This window comes from Ruegeria sp. K5 (assembly GCF_056531805.1).
Window position 1 is genome coordinate 887,663 of sequence record NZ_JBQFML010000001.1, and the last position, 21,558, is coordinate 909,220.

Sequence of the window (21,558 nt, forward strand, 5' to 3'; positions counted from 1 at the left end):
CGAACAACCAAGGACCGATGGAACCCACATCCTCTCTGATCGACGGCGCATTCTGGTTAACCTCAGGCGCTATCCTGCTTTTGCTTTTCCTGTCTGGCTTTTTCTCCGGCTCTGAAACGGCACTTACAGCGTCATCGCGCGGTAAGTTGCGCGCGCAGGCTGACAAGGGCTCGCGCGGGGCCAAGAAGGCGCTGGAAATCACCGACGATAATGAGCGTCTGATCGGATCGGTCCTGCTGGGCAACAACCTTGTGAACATTCTGGCGGCTTCGCTGGCCACGGCCCTGTTCACGCGCCTGTTTGGGGAAAGCGGCGTGGCGCTGGCGACGCTGGTCATGACCCTGCTGGTTCTGATCTTCGCTGAGGTCTTGCCGAAAACCTACGCCATCACAAACTCGGAAAAAGCGGCCGCAGCCGTTGCCCCGATCATCAGCGTGGTGGTCACGGTGTTTTCCCCCATCGTGGCTGCGGTTCGGCTTTTGGTGCGGGCTGTTCTGCGCCTGTTCGGGGTGCAGATCGACCCCGACAGCAACATCCTTGCCGTGCGCGAGGAAATCGCTGGTGCTTTGCAACTGGGTCACTCCGAAGGTGTCGTCGAAAAGGAAGACCGCGACCGCATTCTGGGCGCGCTGGATCTGGGCGACCGGGTGGTGGAAGAAATCATGCTCCACCGTTCGAACATCGAGATGATCGATGCAGATGCAGCACCCGAGGCGATCCTGAAGCAATGTCTGGAAAGCCCCCATACCCGCCTGCCCGTCTTTCGGGATGAGCCCGAGAATATCGTCGGGGTGGTCCACGCCAAGGACCTGTTCCGCGCCATGTACGCGCAGGTCGGCGGGGCCGAAGGTGACACGGACCGTCTGAAAGCGTTCGACATCTCAAGGGTCGCCAATGACCCGTATTTCGTGCCGGAAACGACCACTCTGGACGACCAGATGCGAGAGTTCCTGCGCATGCACAGCCATTTTGCGCTGGTTGTGGACGAATACGGCTCGCTGCGTGGTCTGATCACGCTTGAGGATATTCTGGAAGAGATCGTCGGCGAGATTGCCGATGAGTTCGACCTTGAAGAAGAGGTTCCGGTCACCCGAACCGATGATGGCCAGTATCTGGTCGAAGGGGCGATGACGATCCGCGACGTGAACCGCGCGTTGGATTGGTCCCTGCCGGACGAAGAGGCCAACACACTGGCCGGGCTTGTCATTCACGAGGCGCAGATGATCCCGGTTGTGGGTCAGGTCTTCTCGTTCCACGGCTTCCGGTTCGAGGTCACGGCCCGTGAGGGCAACCGGGTAACGGGCCTGAAAATCCGCCCGCTGTAACCAGCCGAAAGAAAAACCGGCGCCCGATCACAGGGCGCCGGTTCTGTTTAAGGGGTTATGCAAACCAGGTCCGGCTTGCGACATAACCGTCCATCAGGTCGCCATTGGCATGCGCGGCCCAGCCGGTCACCTTGTCCGAATAGCCGTCGATGAACTGGTTGAACATCGGGTTGATCAGACCGCCTTCTTCCCAAACGATCCGGGCCATCTGACCGTAGATTTCTTTGCGCTTGGTCTCATCCAGTTCGGCACGGGCTTTCAGCAGCAGCGCGTCGAATTCTTCGTTCTTGAAACGGGTGTCGTTCCAGTCGGCAGTCGACAGGTAGCCAACCGACCACATCTGATCCTGCACAGGACGCCCGCCCCAATACGAGGCACAGAACGGCTTTTTGTTCCACACTTCCGACCAGTAACCATCTGCAGGCTCACGCTGGATTTCCAGCGGAATACCGGCCTCTTGCGCCGACAGCTGGAACAGCTGCGCCGCATCGATCGCACCGGCAAAGGCACCGTCCGAGACATGCAGTACGATGGGAGAGCCATCATGGCCCGACGCCTTGTAATGCTCGGCAGCCTTGGCCAAATCGAACTGGCGTTGCTCCATCGTGCCGTCGAACAGCGGATAGGCTTCGTTGATCGGAATGTCATTGCCAACCGAGCCGTAGCCACGCAGCACCTTGTCGACCAGCTCCTCGCGGTTGATCGCGTATTTCAGCGCCAGACGCAGGTCTTTGTTGTCGAACGGCGCGGTGTCGCAATGCATGACAAAGATGTAATGCCCTCGGCCCGAGGTTGCGTTGATGGTCACACCCGGCGCGCGACCGAACAGTTTCGCGGTGCGCGGCGGCACGATGTTGATCGCGTGGACCTGACCGGCCTGCAACGCGGCCGAGCGGGCGGTGTCGTCGTTCAGAACCAGAATCTCGTGGCTGTCGAAATGGCCGACACTGTCGTCCCAATGGTTCGCGAATTTCTCGAACGCGTAGCGAATACCGGGCTCATCCGCGACCACCTTGTAGGCACCGGTCGAGATCCCCTCGGCCGGGTTGTCCATGCCACCGCCCGGCTGCATGATCAGGTGATAGTCGGACATCAGGTAAGGAAGGTCCGCGTTGGGGGTGGTCAGGCTGATCACGACATTGTCGCCATCGACGCGAATATCCTCGATCCCGCGCATGATCCCCAGCGCACCGGACTGCGACTCTTCGTTTGAATGGCGCGCAAGGGTCAGTTGCACGTCTTCGGGTGTCAGGGTCTTGCCGTTGTGGAACTCGACCCCTTTGCGAATGCGGAAGGTCCAGTCTTTGGCGTCTTCAGACGCCTCCCAGCTTTCAGCGATGCTGGGCTCAAGCCCACCATCAGCCGAGACAACGGTCAACGTGTTGCCAAAGGCCCGCAGCGCCTTGGCGGTCACATGCGAAGCCGACAGCGCCGGGTCCAGCGTGTTGGTGCTTTCGCCGCCCTTCAGGCCCAACACGAAGTGGCCGCCCTTCTTGGGGGTATCCGCCAGACCGGCCTCGGCCCAGATCAGGTTAGCCGCAGCGGCGCTCAGGCCCAGTGCGCCTGCTTTTGCCATGAATTCACGGCGGCTCAGCGACAGCGGTTTGAGGTCAAACTTGCTCATCTCATTTTCCTTGTTGAGTGTTTCAGGAGGGATCCAGTCGGCGCGGCAGTTAGCTTGATTCTGTAACAGCCTTGTGACCGCTTTTGTCTGTCTTTGACCGGAATTGAGGATTTCGTCCAGCGACAATTCTTGTCGCATTTGGCGTTGCATCTGCGCGCGCGCAGATCACAGTGGAAACCAAGCAAATCGGAGGCGTTCATGAAACTTCAAACCCGTGTGGCGGTGATAGGCGGCGGCGTTGTCGGGTGTTCCGTGCTGTATCACCTGACCAAGCTTGGATGGTCGGATGTGATGTTGCTGGAACGCTCGGAACTGACCAGCGGTTCGACCTGGCACGCGGCGGGCGGGTTTCATACGCTGAACGGCGACACCAACATGGCGGCGCTGCAAGGCTATACGATCCGGTTGTATAAAGAGTTGGAAGAGATCACCGGCATGTCCTGCGGGCTGCACCATGTTGGCGGTGTGACGCTGGCCGACAATCAGGACCGCTTTGACATGCTGCTGGCCGAACGGGCCAAGCACCGCTTCATGGGGCTAGAGACCGAGATTGTCGGCCCGGACGAGATCAAGAAGATCGCCCCGATCACCAACACCGACGGCATCATCGGTGCGCTTTACGATCCGCTGGACGGGCATCTGGACCCCTCGGGCACGACCCACGCCTATGCCAAAGCGGCGCGGATGGGCGGAGCCACGATCGAGACCCATTGCATGGTGCGCGAAACCAACCAGCGCGCCGACGGCACATGGGATGTAGTCACCGACAAGGGCACGATCCATGCCGAGCATGTGGTCAACGCAGGCGGCCTCTGGGCACGTGAGGTCGGCGGGATGGCAGGGGTCTATTTCCCGCTGCACCCGATGGAGCATCAGTATCTGGTGACGGATTCGATCCCGCAGATCGAGGCAATCATCGACGCGGGCGGCGAGCATCCGCATGTGATGGACCCCGCCGGTGAAAGCTATCTGCGGCAGGAAGGGCGTGGCCTGTGCATCGGGTTCTACGAACAGCCGTGCAAGCCGTGGGCCGTGGACGGAACGCCATGGGAGTTCGGGCACGAGCTGCTGCCGGATGACTATGACAAGATCACCGACAGTATCGAGTTCGCCTATAAACGCTTCCCCGTTCTGGCCGAGGCTGGCGTGAAATCGGTGATCCACGGGCCGTTCACCTTTGCGCCGGACGGGAACCCTCTGGTCGGGCCGGTGCCGGGGATGCGCAACTATTGGTCGGCTTGCGGCGTGATGGCCGGATTCTCTCAGGGCGGAGGTGTCGGACTGACGCTGGCGCAATGGATGATCGAGGGTGAGCCAGAACGCGACGTCTTTGCCATGGATGTGGCCCGGTTTGGCGATTGGATCAGCCCCGGCTATACCCGCCCGAAGGTGATCGAGAACTATCAGAAACGCTTCAGCGTCGCCTACCCGAACGAGGAACTGCCCGCCGCCCGCCCCAACCGCACGACCCCGATGTATGACATCTTCAGCGATCTGGGCGCGGTGTGGGGACAGCAATACGGGCTTGAGGTGCCGAATTACTTCGCCCAAGGGGATGAGCCGGACTACGAAACGCCGTCCTTCCGACGTTCAGACGCGTTCGACGCCACGGGCCGCGAGGTGCGCGCCGTCCGCGATAGCGTCGGCATCAACGAGGTCCACAATTTCGGCAAATACCGCGTCACCGGCCCCAGCGCCCGTGCGTGGCTGGACCGGATCATGGCCGGACGCATTCCGCAGCCGGGGCGCGTGTCTTTGACGCCAATGCTGTCGCTCGAAGGCAAGCTGATCGGCGATTTCACCGTTTCCTGCCTGAGCGAGACCGAGTTCCGCCTGACGGCCTCATATGGCAGTCAGGCTTATCACATGCGCTGGTTCCAACAGAATTTGGCCGAGGGCGTGACGGTTGAAAACATCAGCGATCGTCTGAACGGCTTCCAGATTGCAGGGCCAAGGGCCACCGAAGTACTGGCGGCCTGCACACGTCAGGATGTGACAAACCTGAGGTTCCTCGACGTTTGCCCGATGACAATCGGCATGACCGACTGCATCGTCCAGCGGGTCAGTTATACCGGCGATCTGGGGTATGAGATCTACTGTGATCCGATGGCCCAAAGGCAGCTCTGGTGGACCTTGTGGCAGGCCGGGCAACCGTATGGAATGGCGCCTTTTGGTATGCGTGCCATGATGTCCCTGCGGCTGGACAAGTTCTTTGGCTCGTGGATGCGAGAGTTCTCGCCCGATTACACCGCCGCCGAAACGGGGCTGGACCGCTTTATCTCATTTTCCAAGAACGCGGACTTCATCGGCCGCGCCGCTGCCGAGGCGGAGCGTGCCTATGGCACCGCCCGTAAGCTGGTCGCTTTTGAGGTCGACGCCGAAGATGCCGATGTGAATGCTTACGAGCCGATCTGGCTGGACGGGTCCGTCGTCGGTTTCTGCACCTCTGGTGGGTTTTCGCATTATGCGCAGAAGTCCGTCGCCATGGGCTTTCTTCCAACAGACCGTGTAAGCGACGGGCTGGAGGTCGAAATCGAAATCCTGGGCCAGATGCGCAAGGCCCGCGTGATCTCGACCCCATTGTTTGATGCGGATGGTGCCCGGATGAGGGGATGACTTGGTGCCGCCCGGACGGCATGTTGGCGGAATGACGAAGATTCCCATCATCCTGCTGGCCGCCGGGCAATCGTCGCGGATGGGCGGTGCGGACAAGCTGTTGCAACAGGTGGACGGTGTTCCGCTGCTCAGGCGATCCGCCCAAACTGCGCTGGCTGTGGGGCCTGTGACGGTCGCCCTGCCCCAAAGGCCTCATCCCCGGTATCAGGCGCTGGACGGTCTTGATGTTCGTCGGGTGCCGATTCCGGACGCTGCGGAAGGAATGAATGCCAGCTTGCGCGGTGCGTTGGCGCATATAGGCCCGGACGCAACGGCCGTCATGGTGATGCTGGCCGATTTGCCCGACCTGACATCGAACGATCTGGCGGAGGTTCTGGCAGCACACAACAACAACCCCGACTTCCTGATCTGGCGCGGTGCCACACAAAGCGGCAAGCCGGGTCATCCCGTGGTGTTCGACCAAAGCCTGTTTGCGGCGCTGGCCCAATTGACCGGAGACGAAGGCGCGCAATCCGTCGTGCGCACAAACAAGGACCGGGTTTTCACAGTTGCCTTGCCGGGTTCACATGCATTGCTGGATCTGGACACGCCCGAGGACTGGGCCGCATGGCACCAAAACCAGCCCCCAAAATGATCACGGCCCGGTCGATGACGACCGGGCCGCGTACCCAAACAGGACTACCACTTTTCTTCGATCTCAAAAGCGCGACCAATCTCGCCAAACAGGCTGACTGGGTTTTCCGCCGCTAAACCTAAACAAGACCCCCTCGTTAACATGCCGCTAGCGCTACTTAAGACCGAGATCACCGTTGGCACCCCCTAGTGCCTTCGGTTCCCCCTCACTTGGGCAGGTTCATATTCCCCGATCCGATCCGTCGAAACAACGTAAAATTGGACAAAACTGCCCAGTTCAGCAGCAAACGAATGGCTTTTAAGCAACATTCTGCTTTCGCTTGCACAACTTCCAAGTGTGCTTAGATTTTTAGGAATTCACAAATAAGGCCGTTATGCACATGCGTAATGCGCTATCTGATAACAATCTCGTGTTGTTAAACCGGTCGGCTCACAGTTTTTGGAACCGGTCCACAACTAAAGGAAGATCACTCTCTTTTTGATATTTCAGGCCACCCGATTGTCCACAAGGGAAACGAAATTCAACACTTTTGAGTGTTTGACACACGTTTCGGCAACAATCCTCCGATTCGCTCAAGGCCTTCGCCCGAATCTCTGACCCACATCGCGGCACACCGAACAGGCGGTTTGTGGCAAAATTAAGATTTCTTAACCCTCTCGCCACGTAAGCCAAAGACTGGCGTTCTATCTGCCTGTTAACGCGCGACAGCAATCGCGCGATATGAACAGGAGACACAAATGAGCATCCGTAAATCCTCGCTTCTTTTGCCGCGAAATTCCAGTTGGATCGGCGTCAGCGCACTGGGCGCTGCATTGCTGGCGACAACCGCTCTGCCCTCGATGGCGGATGAGGCACTGGCCGATCTGGTCGAAACCGTATCCCCGTCGGTGGTGACCATCATCGCCGAGCAGGACATCGCCACAAGCCCGGCGCAAGGTCAGGAGTTTGACTTCGAAGGCCATCCCTTTGGCGAGTTCTTCAAACGCTTCGGTGGCCCCGAAGGTTTCCAAATGCCACAACGCGGCCCGGCACAGGGTCTGGGATCGGGGTTTGTTCTGGATGAGGCCGGGTTTATCGTGACCAACCACCACGTGGTCGACAACGCCTCATCGGTCACTGTGCGCCTGAACGATGACCGCACGTTTGACGCCGAAGTGATCGGCACCGACCCGCTGACCGATATTGCCGTTCTGAAGATCGACGCAGGCGAAACCCTGCAAGCGGTCGAAATGGGCGACAGCGACGTGATCCGCGTGGGCGAGGACGTGGTGGCCATCGGCAACCCGTTCGGCCTGAGCTCGACCGTTACCACCGGGATCGTCTCGGCCAAGGGCCGCAACATCTCGCAAGGGCCTTATGCCGAGTTCATTCAGACCGATGCGGCCATCAACAAAGGCAACTCGGGCGGTCCGCTGTTCAACATGGAAGGCGAAGTGGTCGGTGTAAACTCGGCCATCTATTCGCCCAGCGGCGGCTCGGTCGGCCTTGGCTTTGCGGTGACATCGAACATCGTGGAACATATCGCAGCCGATCTGCGCGATGACGGTCAGGTCAGCCGAGGTTGGCTGGGCGTGTCGATCCAGAATGTAAGCCCGGAACTGGCAGCGGCGCTTGGTATCGACAGCTCGACCGGTGCTTTGGTTTCGGACGTCGTGGCCGGTAGCCCGGCGGACGGTGTTCTGCAACAGGGCGATGTGATCCTGAGTTTCAATGACGAGACCGTGGATAACAGCAGCGACCTGCCCCTTCTGGTTGGCACCACCAAAGTTGGCACCGAAAGCACCCTGACCGTGCTGCGCGACGGCACCCGACAGGACCTGCAATTGACGATTGGCCAGCACCAGTCGGCCCAGGCCCAAGTGGACGGCCCCGTTGATGCGGAAGCCACTGGTACCCAACTGGGTGTCACCGTTGCGCCGCTGACCGAGGCCGCCCGCGCCGAGATGGGTGTGGCCGAAGGCGTTGACGGCGTGGTTGTGACGGACCTGAAACCTGACAGCCCTGCCGCCAAGGCCGGTCTGCAGCGCGGTGATGTCATCGTCAAACTGGGTGGCCAGGACACGCTGACGCCGGATGCACTGAAAGCTGCGCTGGACAGCGAAAAGACCGACCCGGCGCTGGTGCTGATCAATCGCAGCGGCAACCAGATCTTTGTCGCGGTTGAAATCGCCTGACCGAAGACCCGCGCGCGTCACATGATGGGGATATATGACGTGCGCTTCCTGGCGGAATTGATTTGTCCGCAATCCGCCGGGCTTGCCGGGTGCGCGAGGCCGCACCCGGCTCGATCCCTCAGATACGAACCATTCTCAAACCATGTGCTTTATCTGAAAATTGTGTTTAAATCCCGATAGAAAGGAACCCCGATCATGAGCCGACGCCTGCTGATCGTCGAAGATGACGAAGACACACGGGACTTCATCGCTAAAGGTTTCAGCGAGGAAGGCTATGTGGTCGAGGTTGCCGCCGATGGCCGCGAAGGGCTGTATCATGCCACGGATGGCGGCTTTGACGCCATTGTTCTGGATCGGATGCTGCCGGGCTTGGACGGGTTGTCCCTGATCAAATCCATGCGCGCTGCAGGGTTGAAAACCCCCGTTCTGATGCTGACCGCCATGAGCGCGGTGGATGAGCGCGTGAAAGGTCTGCGCTCGGGCGCGGATGATTATCTGGTCAAGCCGTTTTCCTTTCAGGAACTGCACGCAAGGATCGAAGCGCTTTTACGTCGCCCGCAGGAATCCGAGGAAACGCCTACCCTGACCTGCAAGGATCTTGAGATGGATCTGCTGACCCGCAAAGTCACGCGCGACGGGCATGAGATCACGCTGACCCCGCGCGAGTTCCAGATCCTCGAATTCTTCCTGCGCCGCAAAAATCGCGTCGTATCGCGCACCATGCTGCTGGAAGGCGTTTGGGATTATCACTTCGACCCGAACACCAATGTCGTGGACGTCCATATCTCAAAACTCCGCCGCCAGTTGGACGAAGGCGGCGACGCGCCGCTGATTGAAACGGTCCGGGGTGCGGGTTACATGATGTCTGATGGATAACCTGCGGCTTTCCCTGAACAATTCTCGCACACGGCTGGTTCTGGCCAGCATGGTTCTCAGCACGCTTTTGACGGCGACGGTGCTGGCGCTGGTCTATGTTACCGCCAATCGCAGTATTGAATCCGAAACCCGCTCGGTCGTGTCAGCAGAACTCACGGGGTTGGCTGATGAATATGAACGCCGGGGCCTGATCGGGCTGATCACAGCCATCGAACGCCGCCTTCCCAGCGCCTCGGAACGCGATGCGCTGTATCTTCTGACGGATCGGTTCGGCAACAAGCTGGTCGGAAACCTCAAGCAATGGCCCGAACATATCACGGCAGGCAGTGGCTGGGTTGAACTGGAACTGCGCCGCGCCGATGACGATCAACTCGTCCCCGTCTCGGCCGCGTCGATCCGCCTGCCCGGCAGGGAGCGCCTAATCGTCGGCCGCGACGCCGTCGCGCGGCAACAATTCGACCGGGTTCTGCTGCGATCCGTAGCGCTGGCCCTTGGCATCGCATTGGCGCTGAGCGTGCTGACCGGCTGGTTGTTCACCCGGCTGGTTTTTTCCCGCCTGTCCGACATCGCCAGCACTGCCGAGAACATCGTCTCGGGCGATCTGTCCCGCAGGATGCCGTTGCGCGGCACTGGCGATGAGTTCGATCAGGTGGCCGGAACACTGAACAACATGCTGGATCGGATCGAAGAACTGATCAGCAACCTGCGCACCACGTCCAACTCGATAGCCCATGACCTGCGCTCGCCCCTGTCGCGCCTGAAACAACGGGTCGAGGCGCTTTCAGATCCCGACAAAAGCGACTTGGATCGTGAGGTTGATATTGCCCGCGCCACCGGAGAGATCGACCACGTTTTGCGGGTTTTGGGGCAGTTGACGGAAATCTCACGCGCCGAGGCCGGGCTGGGCCGTGAACAGTTCGAACAGGTGGATTTGCAGCAACTCGCCCGCGACGTTGTTGAACTCTACGAACCTGTCGCCGCTGATCAGAACATCCGGCTAAAGGTTCAGGGACAGGCCGCCCCGATACAGGGCCACCGGCCCCTTCTGTCTCAGGCGCTGTCGAACCTGCTGGAAAACGCTATGCGCTATGCGCCCGAAAACACCGCCATCACAATCTCGATCGGTGAGGATGGTGACACGGCCCACCTGAGTGTGCGTGATCAGGGACCGGGCGTCCCGCCAGAGGACCTGCATCGCCTGCAACTGCCATTTGTGACGCTTGACCCTGCCCGTACGGAACGCAATGCGGGGTTGGGGTTGGCGCTGGTCGCGGCGATCTCACACATGCATGGCGGTCAGTTCGCGGCCCGGAATTGCGAACCGGGCCTTGAAACCACCCTGAATCTGGCGCGCCGGGTTTAGTCAGGCGCGCCGTCGATGGCCATGTTCTTGTTTTTGTAGCGCTTATCCTCGGTCACATCCGCGCCGAACCAAGCGGGCGGCGCAAAACTGTGCGCCTCGTCTTCTGACGAGAACTCAACCTCGACAAGTTGCAGCGGCGCCAAATTGCCTTGGAAGATATCCAGCTCGAACACCCGCCCATCTGGCAACGCGCCGGTGAACCGTTCTTTTTCGACCCGCCGCCCTTCGGTCTCAGGCCAGAAGGTTTCGAATTGATCGGCCGAGATTTCGGCCTCACGCTCAACCCGAACCAGCCCTCCGCCGCCCTTGAGGGTCAGGAAGTACCGGTCATTCTTCTGCCGCAACCGCAGCTCGGTCGAATCGTCAGGGGCCGTCAGATAACCCTGCCGGACAACCGCTTTCTGCGCGCCGCTCAGGTCCGGCAGACTGTTGACCAGAAACTTACGCTCGATTTCCTTGCTCATTTGGTCGAAACCACCCCGTTTTCCAATTCCTCATACAGCGCATTGTAGGCCGCCCCCGCCACGCGGCGCGGGGCGTAGGTGACCACCGGCGCGCGATATTGGCCCATCTTCTCGATATCCGAGGCAAAAGGAATGCAACTTTGCATGAACCGCTTCCGATAAGCCTTGCGCATCGTCTCCATCGTCTGCTGATGCAGGGTTTTGCGCTGCTGCACCATCGAAAAGAATGCCTTCAGCTTTTTCTTCGGCAGTTTGTGTTCGTCAAAGAACCCCACCAACTGATCGAACGTACGCTCAGACAGGGTGGTTGGGATGACCGGCACGACAATCTCATCGGCGGCCTTAAAGATATTCTCGGACAGGGTCGAAAAATTCGGCGGGCAATCGAGGATGATGACGTCATAGTCACTGCCCGCCGCCATCAGAGCCTTTTTCAGGCGCGAGCGCTTGTTCCGCATCCGAGACAGAAACACGTCAAAATCGCGGAAGGTCAGGTTTGCGGGAAGAATATCCAGACCGTCGAAATCGCTGGCCCGGATGGCGTTGGTAAAGCGCTTCACATCCTCAAAAAACCGCGCATCCGTGAGCTTTTTCGAAGGCTTGACCCGAAAGTAAAACCCCGAGGCGCCTTGTGGATCAAGATCGCACAGCAGCACCAGCTTGCCCGCCGCGGCATAGGCATGGGCCAGATTGACCGAGGTTGCGGTTTTCCCGACACCGCCTTTGTTGCTGTAACAGGCAATGATCTTCATTCCTCACTCCTTGGGCTGGTGAAACAGGCTGCGGAACAGATGGCGTGTTTCGGGGGCATCGAATTGCTGGAAATTGGCGATCACCCGGTCACGCTCGGCCCGCTGACGTTGATCCAGTACGGCGATCAGCCCGCCAACAGCCAAACCGACCTGAGCATCCACACGGCCTTGGGCGTTTGATTGCTGAGACGTAAAAGCCAGCAGAGCCTCTTGCTGGACCGAGAAATCGTTGAACAGTCCAAGGTTATCCTGAAGCTTTTTCAGGGGCTTGAGGATCGATTTGAAATCCTTTGCGTCGAACAGGGGCGCAAAGAACTCCATCAGGTATCGGAGTTTCTTGCAGTCGATCCGAAGGCCATGCACTGATTCATCCGGAGTTTCGGGCGTGATGCTGCGCGCGATCTTGCAGACCTTGCGATAGCGTTTCCAGATCAGCGCGCAGGCATAATCATACGCCCCGCGCTGCGCATTCGGTCCCGGTTTTACGTTATCCGTCCCGTCAAACAGCGCCCTGAGGTCAGACATCTGGCTTTGGTAAGTCTTGCTGCGCAATCGGCGCGTGATGCGCGACAGTTCTTGGGCGCGTTCCTTCTGGAATTGCGCAAACATGGCGTCCAGACCAGCATGAAGCGTGCTTGGCACCAGGTTGAAATACATATCCTTTTCCAGAAGATAGACGTCCAGATCCCGCATCCGCCCTGTCGGCGCCATCAGCTCCGAGAAGGTCTTTTTGAATTCGGCGGTCTGCGCCTCAGAAAACACCCCTTTGAACAGGCTGATGACCGAGCGAATTCGACGCAGCGACACGCGGTAGTCATGCAGAAACTCGGTATCAATATCCGCGATCAGGCCACTTTCATTTTGCTGCGCAACCTTTAGATAAGTCTTGATAATATCAGCCGCGACTTGAATCGAGGGTTCGTCGGTCCCCAATGCGATCTCGGGCTTGGCACGATAACGCGCGTCGGTCGCCGATACCGCATCCGCCAGTGATTCAATGTCCGGGCTTGCCCCAACCATTGCACGGACCGCAGCGCAGGCTTTGTCAAAGGCTTTGTCGTATCCACGCAATCGCCGAAGGCACAGGATTGTCGCCCGACCATGTTCCGTAGACAACGACACCACACTGCCGCGCACTTGCGTCTTTTGCAGATCGTCCAGCAGGGCCACGTCGCTTTCCTGCCTTTCTCCCGTGGCGATTTCCATCAAGGCGCGTAGTTTGGGAAAGCCGCTCAAAGCCTCACGCACAGGACCTGTTGGCAGATCCTGCACAAACCGGCCCCGGCCCTTGCCTTTTTGGATCCGGCGCGCACCGTCCTTCTGCAACAGGTGCAACGCCCCTTCCGTTTCCAACAATATCCGACCAGAGGCGCGGATCGACTGATCATGGCAATCCAGCAGAATAAACGGCTTACCAGCGTACGACCTGGTGACTCTCACCGACATATCAGTCAGGGCCGACGCAAACGCAGCCTGATCAAACGCGCCAAGAACAAAGAAAAGCGCCTCGGACTCAGAATTCATGAACTGCTCTTTCGTTCTGCTTCAAGGTCGTCATTGACCAGAATCTCCGTGACCTTCTGAATGCCGATGCTTTCTACAATCGAACTTTTTTCAGCAATCCAAGGGGCTTTCCCTCAAGCCAATGTGGGGTGTTTTTCGCTATTCTCCACAGTTTGGCCGAAGCCTTTGGTTCTAACCATCCAATTTTCTGCGATGGCATGACGTTATGAATGCAAGACTCTGCATTCGTTGCAAGTAAAACCGGGCGCGACCCGACGAAATGCGCGGGTGACAGCCCTGCAACGGCTGGTTAAACCAAGGGCATGTCTGATCCCGTCTCATCCATCCGCAATCTGGGTCCCGCCTTCGAGCAAGCCTGCGCCCGCGCGGGCATCCATTCAGCGCAGGAACTGCGCGAGTTGGGGCCGGATGAGGCGTATTCCCGGCTGCTACAGGCCGGAACCAAAGCGCATTTCATCGGGTATTATGTGCTGGTGATGGGCCTGCAGGGCCGCCCTTGGAACGACTGCAAGGGTGAAGAGAAAAAGCAGCTGCGTCAGCGGTTTGACGCCATCAAGGCCAGCACCAAAGCCGCTCCGGAAAACCAGATGATCTCGGATCTGGATGCGATTGGCGTGCGTGTTGCCGCCAAGGATCTGAAACAGGTCTGAACGAAAAAGACCGCCCCAAAACGGAGCGGCCTCAAAATCCGATATAAGCCGTAGCTTAGCCGACCAGTTCGATGCCCGAGAAGAAATAGGCAATCTCGACTGCTGCGGTTTCCGGTGCGTCCGAACCGTGGACCGAGTTTTCACCGACCGATTCAGCGAACTCGGCGCGGATGGTGCCGGCGGCCGCGTCAGCGGGGTTGGTTGCGCCCATGACTTCGCGGTTCTTGGCAATGGCGCCTTCGCCTTCCAGAACCTGAACAACGACCGGAGCCGACGACATGAATTCGCACAGTTCGTCATAGAACGGACGCTCGGCGTGGACTTCGTAGAACTTGCCAGCCTGTTCCTTGGTCATGTGGATGCGCTTTTGCGCAACGATGCGCAGGCCCGCGTCTTCGAATTTGGCGTTGATCTTGCCAGTCAGGTTGCGGCGGGTTGCATCGGGTTTGATGATCGAGAATGTGCGTTCCAGTGCCATGTCGGCCTCTCCTTAACATAGGGCGCGACACTCGCGCCGAAATCCATCGCGCGCCGCGTAGCATGGTATCGGGCGTAAGAAAAGGACAATGATTGCCTGACATTCAGATCGTGTCGGGAAGCGGGTCGTGCAGATCGATCCAACGCACATAGAGGATGGACAAAAGCCCCGCAAAGCTGCTGGCGCACATCATGCCCAACACGACAAAGGGCGCGTTCTGGGCACTGACCAGTGCGCCGGTGGCTGAGGTGAGAATAGCGCCCAACAGAACGGTGATCGCGCCGGACAATCCGGCGGCGCTGCCCGCAAGCTGCGGCCTGACCGACATCAACCCGGCCGTTGCATTGGCGACAGTCAGACCGTTGCCAAAGCCCACGAAGACTGCGGACCCAAAAAACGTCCAGACCGTGCCGAACCCGCCAAGGAATGTCAGCAAGCCGATCAGCGGACCAAGCGAGGCGATTGCCCGTCCAACAAGGATCATCGTGCTTAGTTTTGTGTGGGCGGCGAGGCGTCCGGTCAGAAAGCTGCCAGCCATGAACCCCAGCGTGATAATCCCGATCCCTACCCCTAACAAAGCCGGGTTGAGATCGAACCACGCGCCCGCGACCAAAGGCGCGCCAGTGATGAAGGCATAAAAGCCCCCGATCGAAAATGCCGCGCAGAACGAATAGCCCCAGAACCGGCGAGAGCCGAACAGCTGCGGATAAAGCCGCATCTGCGCGGCGAAAGTTGCGTTGGCGTTTGTGTTGGTCTCGCCCATATCGGCCCAGACCAGCACCAACATGGCCACGCCCAACATGGCATAAAGGACAAAACCCGCGCGCCAGCCGAACAGCATTTCAAGCACGCCGCCCAGCATCGGGCCCAGCATTGGCGCAAGGGCCATCGCCATCGAGATGTAACCCAGTTTGCTGGCGGCTTCGTTGGGCTCGTACATATCGCGCACAGCAGCGCGCGACAGCACCTGCCCCGCGATGATTGCGCCCTGCAACATGCGAAAGCCAAGAAAGACCCAGATCGACTCGGCCAAGGCGCAACCGACAGATGCCGCAACAAAAATCACCATGCTGAGCAGCAGAACGGGCCGCCGCCCGAACCGGTCGGACAAGGGCCCCATGATCAGTTGCAGAACAGCGGACAGAGCCAGATAGCCCGCGACCGCCAGATTGACCAATCCATAGTCAGCCTGCAAATCCTCACCAATATGGGCCAGTGACGGCAGGAACATATTCAGCGACAGCACCGACAGCGCGGTCAGCAGAACCAGCGTGATCAGTGTCGGGTGCGATTGGGCCGCGCGCATAAGGTGTCTCCGGTGCTTGCAGAACGCGCTAACACATTGCCCGGCGGTTGAACATGCCAAGCCGCTGGCGGCGGCATCACGGCTCTGCTAAGAGCGGCCTCATGCTACGGATCGAAGACATCACCTATGCCGTTGAAGGCCGCCCCCTGTTCGACGGGGCCAGTGCAACCATTCCCGACGGGCACAAAGTCGGGCTTGTGGGCCGCAATGGCACCGGCAAGACCACCCTGTTTCGACTGATCCGGGGGGAACTGGCGCTGGAGTCCGGCAATATCTCGGTCCCGAAACGGGCGCGGATTGGTGGGGTGGCGCAAGAGGTGCCCTCGTCCGATGTGTCGCTGATCAACACGGTTCTGGCCGCCGATACCGAACGTAGCGCGCTGATGGCCGAGGCCGACAGCGCCACCGACCCCGCACGGATCGCGGAGATCCAGACCCGTTTGGCCGATATTGATGCGTGGTCGGCCGAGGCGCGCGCGGCCTCGATCCTCAAGGGTCTGGGGTTCGATGACGACGACCAGCTGAAACCCTGTTCCGATTTCTCGGGCGGCTGGCGGATGCGCGTGGCGTTGGCGGCGGTGCTGTTTTCTCAGCCTGATCTGCTGCTGCTGGACGAACCGACCAACTATCTGGACCTCGAAGGCGCCTTATGGCTGGAAAGCTATCTGGCGAAATATCCGCATACGGTCATCATCATCAGCCACGACCGCGGGCTGCTAAACCGCGCGGTGGGCTCGATCCTGCATCTGGAGGATCGAAAGCTCACCTACTACGCGGTGCCATACGACAAATTCGCCGAACGCCGGGCCGAGCGGCTGGCGCAGGCGGAATCGGAAAACGCCAAGGCCAAGGCCCGCATCGCGCATCTGCAAAGTTTCGTGGACCGGTTTCGCGCCAAGGCGTCCAAAGCCGTGCAGGCCCAATCGCGCCTGAAGATGATCGAACGCATCCAACTGGTCTCAACCCCGCAAGAGGCCGCGTTGCGCGCGTTCTCTTTCCCGGAACCCGAGGAACTGTCGCCACCCATCATCAATCTCGAAGGCGGCGTCACGGGCTATGGCGAGACCGAAGTGCTGCGCCGTCTGAACCTGCGCATCGATCAGGACGACCGCATCGCGCTGCTGGGCAAGAACGGTCAGGGTAAATCGACCCTGTCCAAGCTGCTGTCCGACCGCCTGCCCCTGATGGTGGGCAAGATGAGCCGCTCCAACAAGCTGCGCATCGGCTATTTCGCGCAGCATCAGGTGGATGAGCTCTATGTGGACGAGACGCCGCTGGACCACTTGCGCCGCCTGCGCCCGGATGAGGCGCCGGGCAAGTGGCGCTCGCGTCTGGCCGGGTTCGGCCTGAACGCGGATCAGGCTGAGACCAAGGTGGGGCGTCTGTCGGGCGGTCAAAAGGCGCGGCTGTCGCTGCTGCTGGCCACCATCGACGCGCCGCATATGCTGATCCTGGACGAGCCGACCAACCATCTGGACATCGAAAGCCGCGAGGCGCTGGTCGAGGCGCTGACCGCCTATTCCGGCGCGGTTGTGCTGGTCAGCCATGACATGCACCTGCTATCGCTGGTGGCGGACCGGCTATGGCTGGTCTCGGACGGGACGGTCAAGCCGTTCGATGGCGATCTGGAGGCCTATCGTTCCTTGCTGCTGGCCCGCGACAAACCCGTGAAGGCGAAGCCGCAAACCGCCAAGCCCAAGCGCCCCTCGCGTGAGGCGATGCTGGCCCTGCGCGCCGATCTGCGCAAATGCGAGGACCGGATCGAGAAACTGACGGACATGCATGACAAGCTGTCGGCCAAGCTGGCGGACCCGGCCTTGTACGAGGATGACAAGATCAACGATCTGGAAACCTGGAACCGTAAATTCGCCGAAGTCACCGAAGCCATGCAAAAGGCCGAGGCGCTTTGGGTTGCTGCGGCTGAAAAACTGGAACAGGCCGAGAGCGCCGCATGACTGACGCCGCCTTCTTCATCACCGCCTTCACCACCTTGTTCGTGGTGATCGACCCGTTTGGCACCGCGCCCATCTTTGTCGCGATGACGCAGGATATGGACGCGCGCACCCGGCGGCGAACGGCCTATCGCACCTGCGTTGTGGCTTCGGGCATCCTGATTGCCTTTGCCGCCTTTGGTGAGGCCGTACTGGGTTTCGTTGGCATTTCGATGGAGGCGTTCAAGGTCGCCGGCGGCGCACTGCTGTTCCTGACCGCGCTGGACATGCTGTTCGAACGCCGCACCAAACGGCGCGAGGATCGGGCCGAGGAAGAGGAACACAACGATCCGTCCGTCTTTCCGCTCGCCATCCCTCTGGTCGCCGGGCCGGGATCGATTGCGACCATTATTCTGCTGTCCGGGCAGCATCCGGGCATTCAGGGAATTGCTGCGGCAGTGGCCGTAATGCTGGCCGTCATGGCGGTGGTTCTGTTGTTCTTCTTGTCGGGCGGTCTGATCGCCCGCATTCTGGGCAAAACCGGTCTGAACGTGTTGACCCGGTTGTTGGGTATGCTGCTGGCCGCCCTGTCGGTGCAGTTCATTCTGGATGGCCTCAAGGCCTTTGGTTTTGCGTCCTAAATCCCCATATAGAGGGTCAGAACCAAGGATAAGGGCAGCAGCATGAATGGCGACGATATCGGGCGTTTGGTGTATCTGGTCGTGTTGGCCGCGGCCATATTGCTGTGGTTTGTCGCCCAGAACCGCCAATCCCTGAACAAGACCCTGCAACAGGTGATGGCCTGGGTGTTCATCTTTGTGGGCGTCATCGCGGTCATTGGCTTGTGGGAGGATATCCGGTCCTCGGTCGGCCCTGCTCCGCAAATGGCCGTCACCGGCGACACCATCGAGGTTCCGCGCGCGCAGGACGGGCATTATTACCTGCCGGTCACGGTGAACGGCGAGCCTATTGTCTTCCTTGTGGATACCGGGGCCAGCCAGATCGTCCTCAGCGCGCAGGATGCGGAACGTGTGGGCATTGACCCGGATCAGCTGAACTATTTCGGGCGCGCGATTACCGCGAACGGCGAGGTCCGGACCGCGCCCGTGCGGCTGGATAGCCTGGAACTGGGGCCGATCACGGACCGCAATGTCTCGGCCTGGATCAATGAAGGTGAACTGCATCAGTCGCTGCTGGGCATGGATTACCTGCATCGGTTTTCGAACATCCAGTTCACCGATGGTCGCCTGATCCTGTCGCGCTAAACGCACCCCACTTGAGAACAAAATAAGAACATGATACGAACATATCATGTCTGCTCAGCTTCTTGGTCAAAAATCCGCGCGCGCCGCGCCGGGGGTCAAACTTCATGAGGAAATCGCCCTGCAACTGGGCCGCGTGCACGAAGTCTGCGGTCCGGCCCGGCGCAGTTTTGCCATGTGGCTGGCCGGTCAGATGCAGGGGCCGGTCTTGTGGATTTCCCCCGCGTGGGAGCCCGGCCAGTTACACCCCGACGGGATGATGCCCTTTGCCGATCCCGCCCGGTTCATCTTTGTCCACCCCACCCGCGCCGAAGATCTGCTGTGGTGTCTGGAAGAGGCGCTGCGCAGCGGGGCCATTCCGCTGATCGTCGGCGATCTGCCCCGCGCGCCGGGGCTGACCCCGATCCGGCGGATGCATCTGGCTGCCGAACAGGGCGGCGCGATGGCGCGCGCGCCGCTGGGTCTGCTGCTAACCCCCGGCGATGGTGGCGCGCAAGGGGTCGAGACGCGCTGGCACATGGCCGCCAATCATAAGGGAGAGGCCCGCCGCTGGACCCTGACCCGCCGCCGCGCCCGCGCGCTGCCGCCGGTCACATGGCAGGCCACCATGACCGCCGCCCGCGCCGGTTTGCACCTGAAACGAGTCGAAACCGAGGATGTTCTGACCTGAGACCGCATCGATCACGCAAGATGTGACTGGTCAAACCCCGGACTGCACCCTAGCGTCACCGCATGACTCACCCGATCCACGATAGCCGCTACTCGTGGCTGCGCCTTCTGATCACGCTCGCCATCGCAACGGTGGCGAATGTGGGCATGTGGGCGGTGATCGTGGTGATGCCCGCGATCGAGGCCGAATTCGGTGCAGGGCGGGCCGAAGCCTCGTTGCCTTATGTTCTGTCCATGATCGGCTTTGCCCTGGGAAATATGTGGTTGGGGCAAATGGTTGACCGTCTGGGCGTGACCATAGCGCTGATCGGGGCTGCAATGCTGAGTGCGGTCAGCTATCTGCTGGCGACTTGGGCCCCGAATATCCTGCTGCTGTCGGCTGCGCATCTGCTGCTGGGTCTGGGCACATCGATTGGGTTTGGCCCCCTGATCGCCGATATTTCGCATTGGTTCATGAAGCGACGCGGAATTGCCGTGGCGCTGGTGGCCAGCGGCAATTACCTGTCCGGGGCGATCTGGCCCACGCTGCTGTCCGACATTCTGGCCCGCGATGGCTGGCAACAGGTCTACCTGACCCTGGCCGCCCTGACCCTGCTGGTCGTCATTCCCCTGTCGCTGCTGCTGCGCCGTCAGGTCCCGGTCGAGGCGCACAGCACCGCCGCCGCGACCGCGCAGATCAACGCCCGCAGCGTTGGCGTCTCACCCCGCGCGCTGCAATATATTCTGGGCCTTGCCGGTATCGGCTGTTGTGTGGCCATGTCCATGCCGCAGGTCCATATCGTCTCGTATTGCGTCGGACTGGGATACGGGCCTGCCGTGGGGGCCGAGATGTTGTCGCTGATGCTGCTGGGTGGTGTTGTCAGCCGGATTATCTCGGGCTTGCTGGCGGACCGGTTGGGTGGTGTCATGACCCTGCTGATCGGCTCGGTCCTGCAATGTATCGCGTTGTTTCTGTTCCTGCCTTATGACGGGATGGTCTCGCTTTATGTCATCAGCATGCTGTTCGGTCTGGCACAGGGCGGCATCGTTCCCAGCTACGCGCTGGTCGTGCGTGAATACATGCCCCCGCAAGAGGCCGGGGCGCGTGTCGGCTTTGTCATGATGATGACCATTCTAGGCATGGCCCTTGGCGGCTGGATGTCGGGATGGATTTACGACGTGACCGGAAACTATCAACTGGCCTTCGTGAACGGCATTCTGTGGAACGGGCTGAACATCGCCATCGTGCTGATGCTGCTCAAACGTTCCCGCCCCAGACGAGAGGGGGTCATGGCATGACCACCCTGACCCGCCGCTGTGTCCTTGCCGGGTTGGCTGCCCTGCCCCTGACCCGGACGGCGCAAGCCGCTTTGCAACCCTATGTTCTGTCGGCTCGGGACACCCGCGTCGGTTTCAGTTTCGATCTGTCGGGCGTTTCCCAGACCGGGTCGATGCCGATCCGGTCGGCGAATGTTCAGATCGATACGCGCCGATTGCAGAACAGCCGGGTCGACGTGGTGCTGGATGTTAGCAAGGCGCGCACACGGCTGCCGTTTGCCCGGATGCCGATGCTGGGGCAGACCGTGCTGAACGCAAAAAGCCATCCGACCATTCGCTTTGTCTCGACCGACGTTCAGCTTGGCCCGTCGGGCCGCATCTCGGACGGGGCGCGGATTACCGGCGATCTGACGGTGCGGGGCGTCACCCGTCCGGTGACCCTGGATGCGAGCCTTTATCGTCGCCCCGGAACAGCCCCGGACGATCTGGACCAATTGTCCATCGGCCTGACGGGTGCGCTGAACCGGCATGATTTTGGCGCCTCGGGCTATCCCGATCTGGTGGCAGAAAACGTCGGGCTGGACATCCACGCCGAAATCTCACGCGCCTGAAATCGGCCAAAGGTCAAAAAACGACCCCCTCGCGTCGAATAG

At 60.2% G+C, this 21,558-nt stretch carries 19 protein-coding genes; 13 read left to right on the forward strand and 6 right to left on the reverse strand.

From position 1 onward, the window contains the following. Positions 1-17: 17 nt before the first annotated feature. Complete coding sequence (locus ACR0MO_RS04520) at positions 18-1,325, forward strand: HlyC/CorC family transporter (protein ID WP_170451217.1); 1,308 nt, start codon at positions 18-20, stop codon at positions 1,323-1,325. Positions 1,326-1,380: 55 nt separating this feature from the next. Here the strand turns inward: ACR0MO_RS04520 and ACR0MO_RS04525 are convergent, their stop codons facing one another. Continuing rightward, positions 1,381-2,949 (reverse strand): ABC transporter substrate-binding protein, encoded by a 1,569-nt coding sequence (locus ACR0MO_RS04525; protein WP_480889900.1) that lies wholly within the window; start codon positions 2,947-2,949, stop codon positions 1,381-1,383. 198 nt (positions 2,950-3,147) lie between these two features. Between ACR0MO_RS04525 and ACR0MO_RS04530 the strand changes: the two genes are divergently transcribed. From ACR0MO_RS04530 to ACR0MO_RS04550, 5 genes are all read left to right on the forward strand, one after another. Beyond that, complete coding sequence (locus ACR0MO_RS04530) at positions 3,148-5,565, forward strand: GcvT family protein (protein ID WP_480889902.1); 2,418 nt, start codon at positions 3,148-3,150, stop codon at positions 5,563-5,565. A 31-nt stretch (positions 5,566-5,596) separates the two neighbouring features. Further along, on the forward strand, positions 5,597-6,199 hold the full coding sequence (locus tag ACR0MO_RS04535; RefSeq protein ID WP_480889904.1) for a nucleotidyltransferase family protein: 603 nt from the start codon (positions 5,597-5,599) through the stop codon (positions 6,197-6,199). Between the two features lie 737 nt (positions 6,200-6,936). Then, positions 6,937-8,373, forward strand: a complete 1,437-nt coding sequence (locus ACR0MO_RS04540) for a Do family serine endopeptidase (protein WP_480871614.1) — start codon at positions 6,937-6,939, stop codon at positions 8,371-8,373. Positions 8,374-8,568: 195 nt separating this feature from the next. Beyond that, positions 8,569-9,249, forward strand: coding sequence for a response regulator transcription factor (locus tag ACR0MO_RS04545; RefSeq protein WP_170451226.1), 681 nt, complete (start codon positions 8,569-8,571; stop codon positions 9,247-9,249). Next, positions 9,242-10,612 (forward strand): ATP-binding protein, encoded by a 1,371-nt coding sequence (locus ACR0MO_RS04550; RefSeq protein ID WP_480625927.1) that lies wholly within the window; start codon positions 9,242-9,244, stop codon positions 10,610-10,612. The genes ACR0MO_RS04545 and ACR0MO_RS04550 overlap by 8 nt, the downstream gene beginning before the upstream one ends. Here ACR0MO_RS04550 and ACR0MO_RS04555 read toward each other — a convergent pair. Genes ACR0MO_RS04555 through ACR0MO_RS04565 form a run of 3 tightly spaced genes read right to left on the reverse strand, consistent with a single transcriptional unit; the run spans position 10,609 to position 13,352 of the window. Further along, positions 10,609-11,076: a CYTH domain-containing protein gene (locus ACR0MO_RS04555; RefSeq protein WP_480889906.1), complete on the reverse strand. Its 468-nt coding sequence runs from the start codon at positions 11,074-11,076 to the stop codon at positions 10,609-10,611. The genes ACR0MO_RS04550 and ACR0MO_RS04555 overlap by 4 nt on opposite strands. Further along, positions 11,073-11,828 carry a ParA family protein gene (locus ACR0MO_RS04560; RefSeq protein ID WP_480889909.1) on the reverse strand — a complete coding sequence of 252 codons (756 nt, stop codon included), beginning with the start codon at positions 11,826-11,828 and terminating at the stop codon, positions 11,073-11,075. Before ACR0MO_RS04560 ends, ACR0MO_RS04555 begins: the two co-directional genes overlap by 4 nt. Positions 11,829-11,831: 3 nt before the next feature. Then, on the reverse strand, positions 11,832-13,352 hold the full coding sequence (locus tag ACR0MO_RS04565; protein ID WP_480889912.1) for a CHAD domain-containing protein: 1,521 nt from the start codon (positions 13,350-13,352) through the stop codon (positions 11,832-11,834). 302 nt (positions 13,353-13,654) lie between these two features. Between ACR0MO_RS04565 and ACR0MO_RS04570 the strand changes: the two genes are divergently transcribed. After that, a complete protein-coding gene (locus ACR0MO_RS04570; RefSeq protein ID WP_170451236.1) occupies positions 13,655-14,002 on the forward strand; it encodes a TfoX/Sxy family protein in 348 nt (115 codons plus the stop codon). Between the two features lie 55 nt (positions 14,003-14,057). Here the strand turns inward: ACR0MO_RS04570 and ndk are convergent, their stop codons facing one another. Both ndk and ACR0MO_RS04580 read right to left on the reverse strand, forming a co-directional pair. Continuing rightward, positions 14,058-14,480: a nucleoside-diphosphate kinase gene (ndk, locus tag ACR0MO_RS04575; protein WP_170352964.1), complete on the reverse strand. Its 423-nt coding sequence runs from the start codon at positions 14,478-14,480 to the stop codon at positions 14,058-14,060. Positions 14,481-14,583: 103 nt separating this feature from the next. Continuing rightward, complete coding sequence (locus tag ACR0MO_RS04580) at positions 14,584-15,786, reverse strand: multidrug effflux MFS transporter (RefSeq protein ID WP_170621687.1); 1,203 nt, start codon at positions 15,784-15,786, stop codon at positions 14,584-14,586. Positions 15,787-15,887: 101 nt separating this feature from the next. On the opposite strand from ACR0MO_RS04580, the gene ACR0MO_RS04585 reads away from it, so the two are divergent. The 6 genes from ACR0MO_RS04585 to ACR0MO_RS04610 all read left to right on the forward strand — a co-directional run bounded on the left by ACR0MO_RS04585 (position 15,888) and on the right by ACR0MO_RS04610 (position 21,516). Then, positions 15,888-17,741 carry an ABC-F family ATP-binding cassette domain-containing protein gene (locus tag ACR0MO_RS04585; RefSeq protein ID WP_170451240.1) on the forward strand — a complete coding sequence of 618 codons (1,854 nt, stop codon included), beginning with the start codon at positions 15,888-15,890 and terminating at the stop codon, positions 17,739-17,741. Then, complete coding sequence (locus ACR0MO_RS04590; RefSeq protein ID WP_170451242.1) at positions 17,738-18,358, forward strand: MarC family protein; 621 nt, start codon at positions 17,738-17,740, stop codon at positions 18,356-18,358. Before ACR0MO_RS04585 ends, ACR0MO_RS04590 begins: the two co-directional genes overlap by 4 nt. Positions 18,359-18,400: 42 nt before the next feature. Next, positions 18,401-18,982 (forward strand): TIGR02281 family clan AA aspartic protease, encoded by a 582-nt coding sequence (locus ACR0MO_RS04595; protein WP_170451244.1) that lies wholly within the window; start codon positions 18,401-18,403, stop codon positions 18,980-18,982. Positions 18,983-19,028: 46 nt separating this feature from the next. Further along, positions 19,029-19,649, forward strand: coding sequence for a hypothetical protein (locus ACR0MO_RS04600; RefSeq protein ID WP_170621684.1), 621 nt, complete (start codon positions 19,029-19,031; stop codon positions 19,647-19,649). 62 nt (positions 19,650-19,711) lie between these two features. Beyond that, positions 19,712-20,926, forward strand: a complete 1,215-nt coding sequence (locus ACR0MO_RS04605) for an MFS transporter (RefSeq protein ID WP_170518127.1) — start codon at positions 19,712-19,714, stop codon at positions 20,924-20,926. Continuing rightward, positions 20,923-21,516, forward strand: a complete 594-nt coding sequence (locus ACR0MO_RS04610; protein ID WP_170621683.1) for a YceI family protein — start codon at positions 20,923-20,925, stop codon at positions 21,514-21,516. Before ACR0MO_RS04605 ends, ACR0MO_RS04610 begins: the two co-directional genes overlap by 4 nt. The last annotated feature ends 42 nt before the right edge of the window (positions 21,517-21,558 follow it).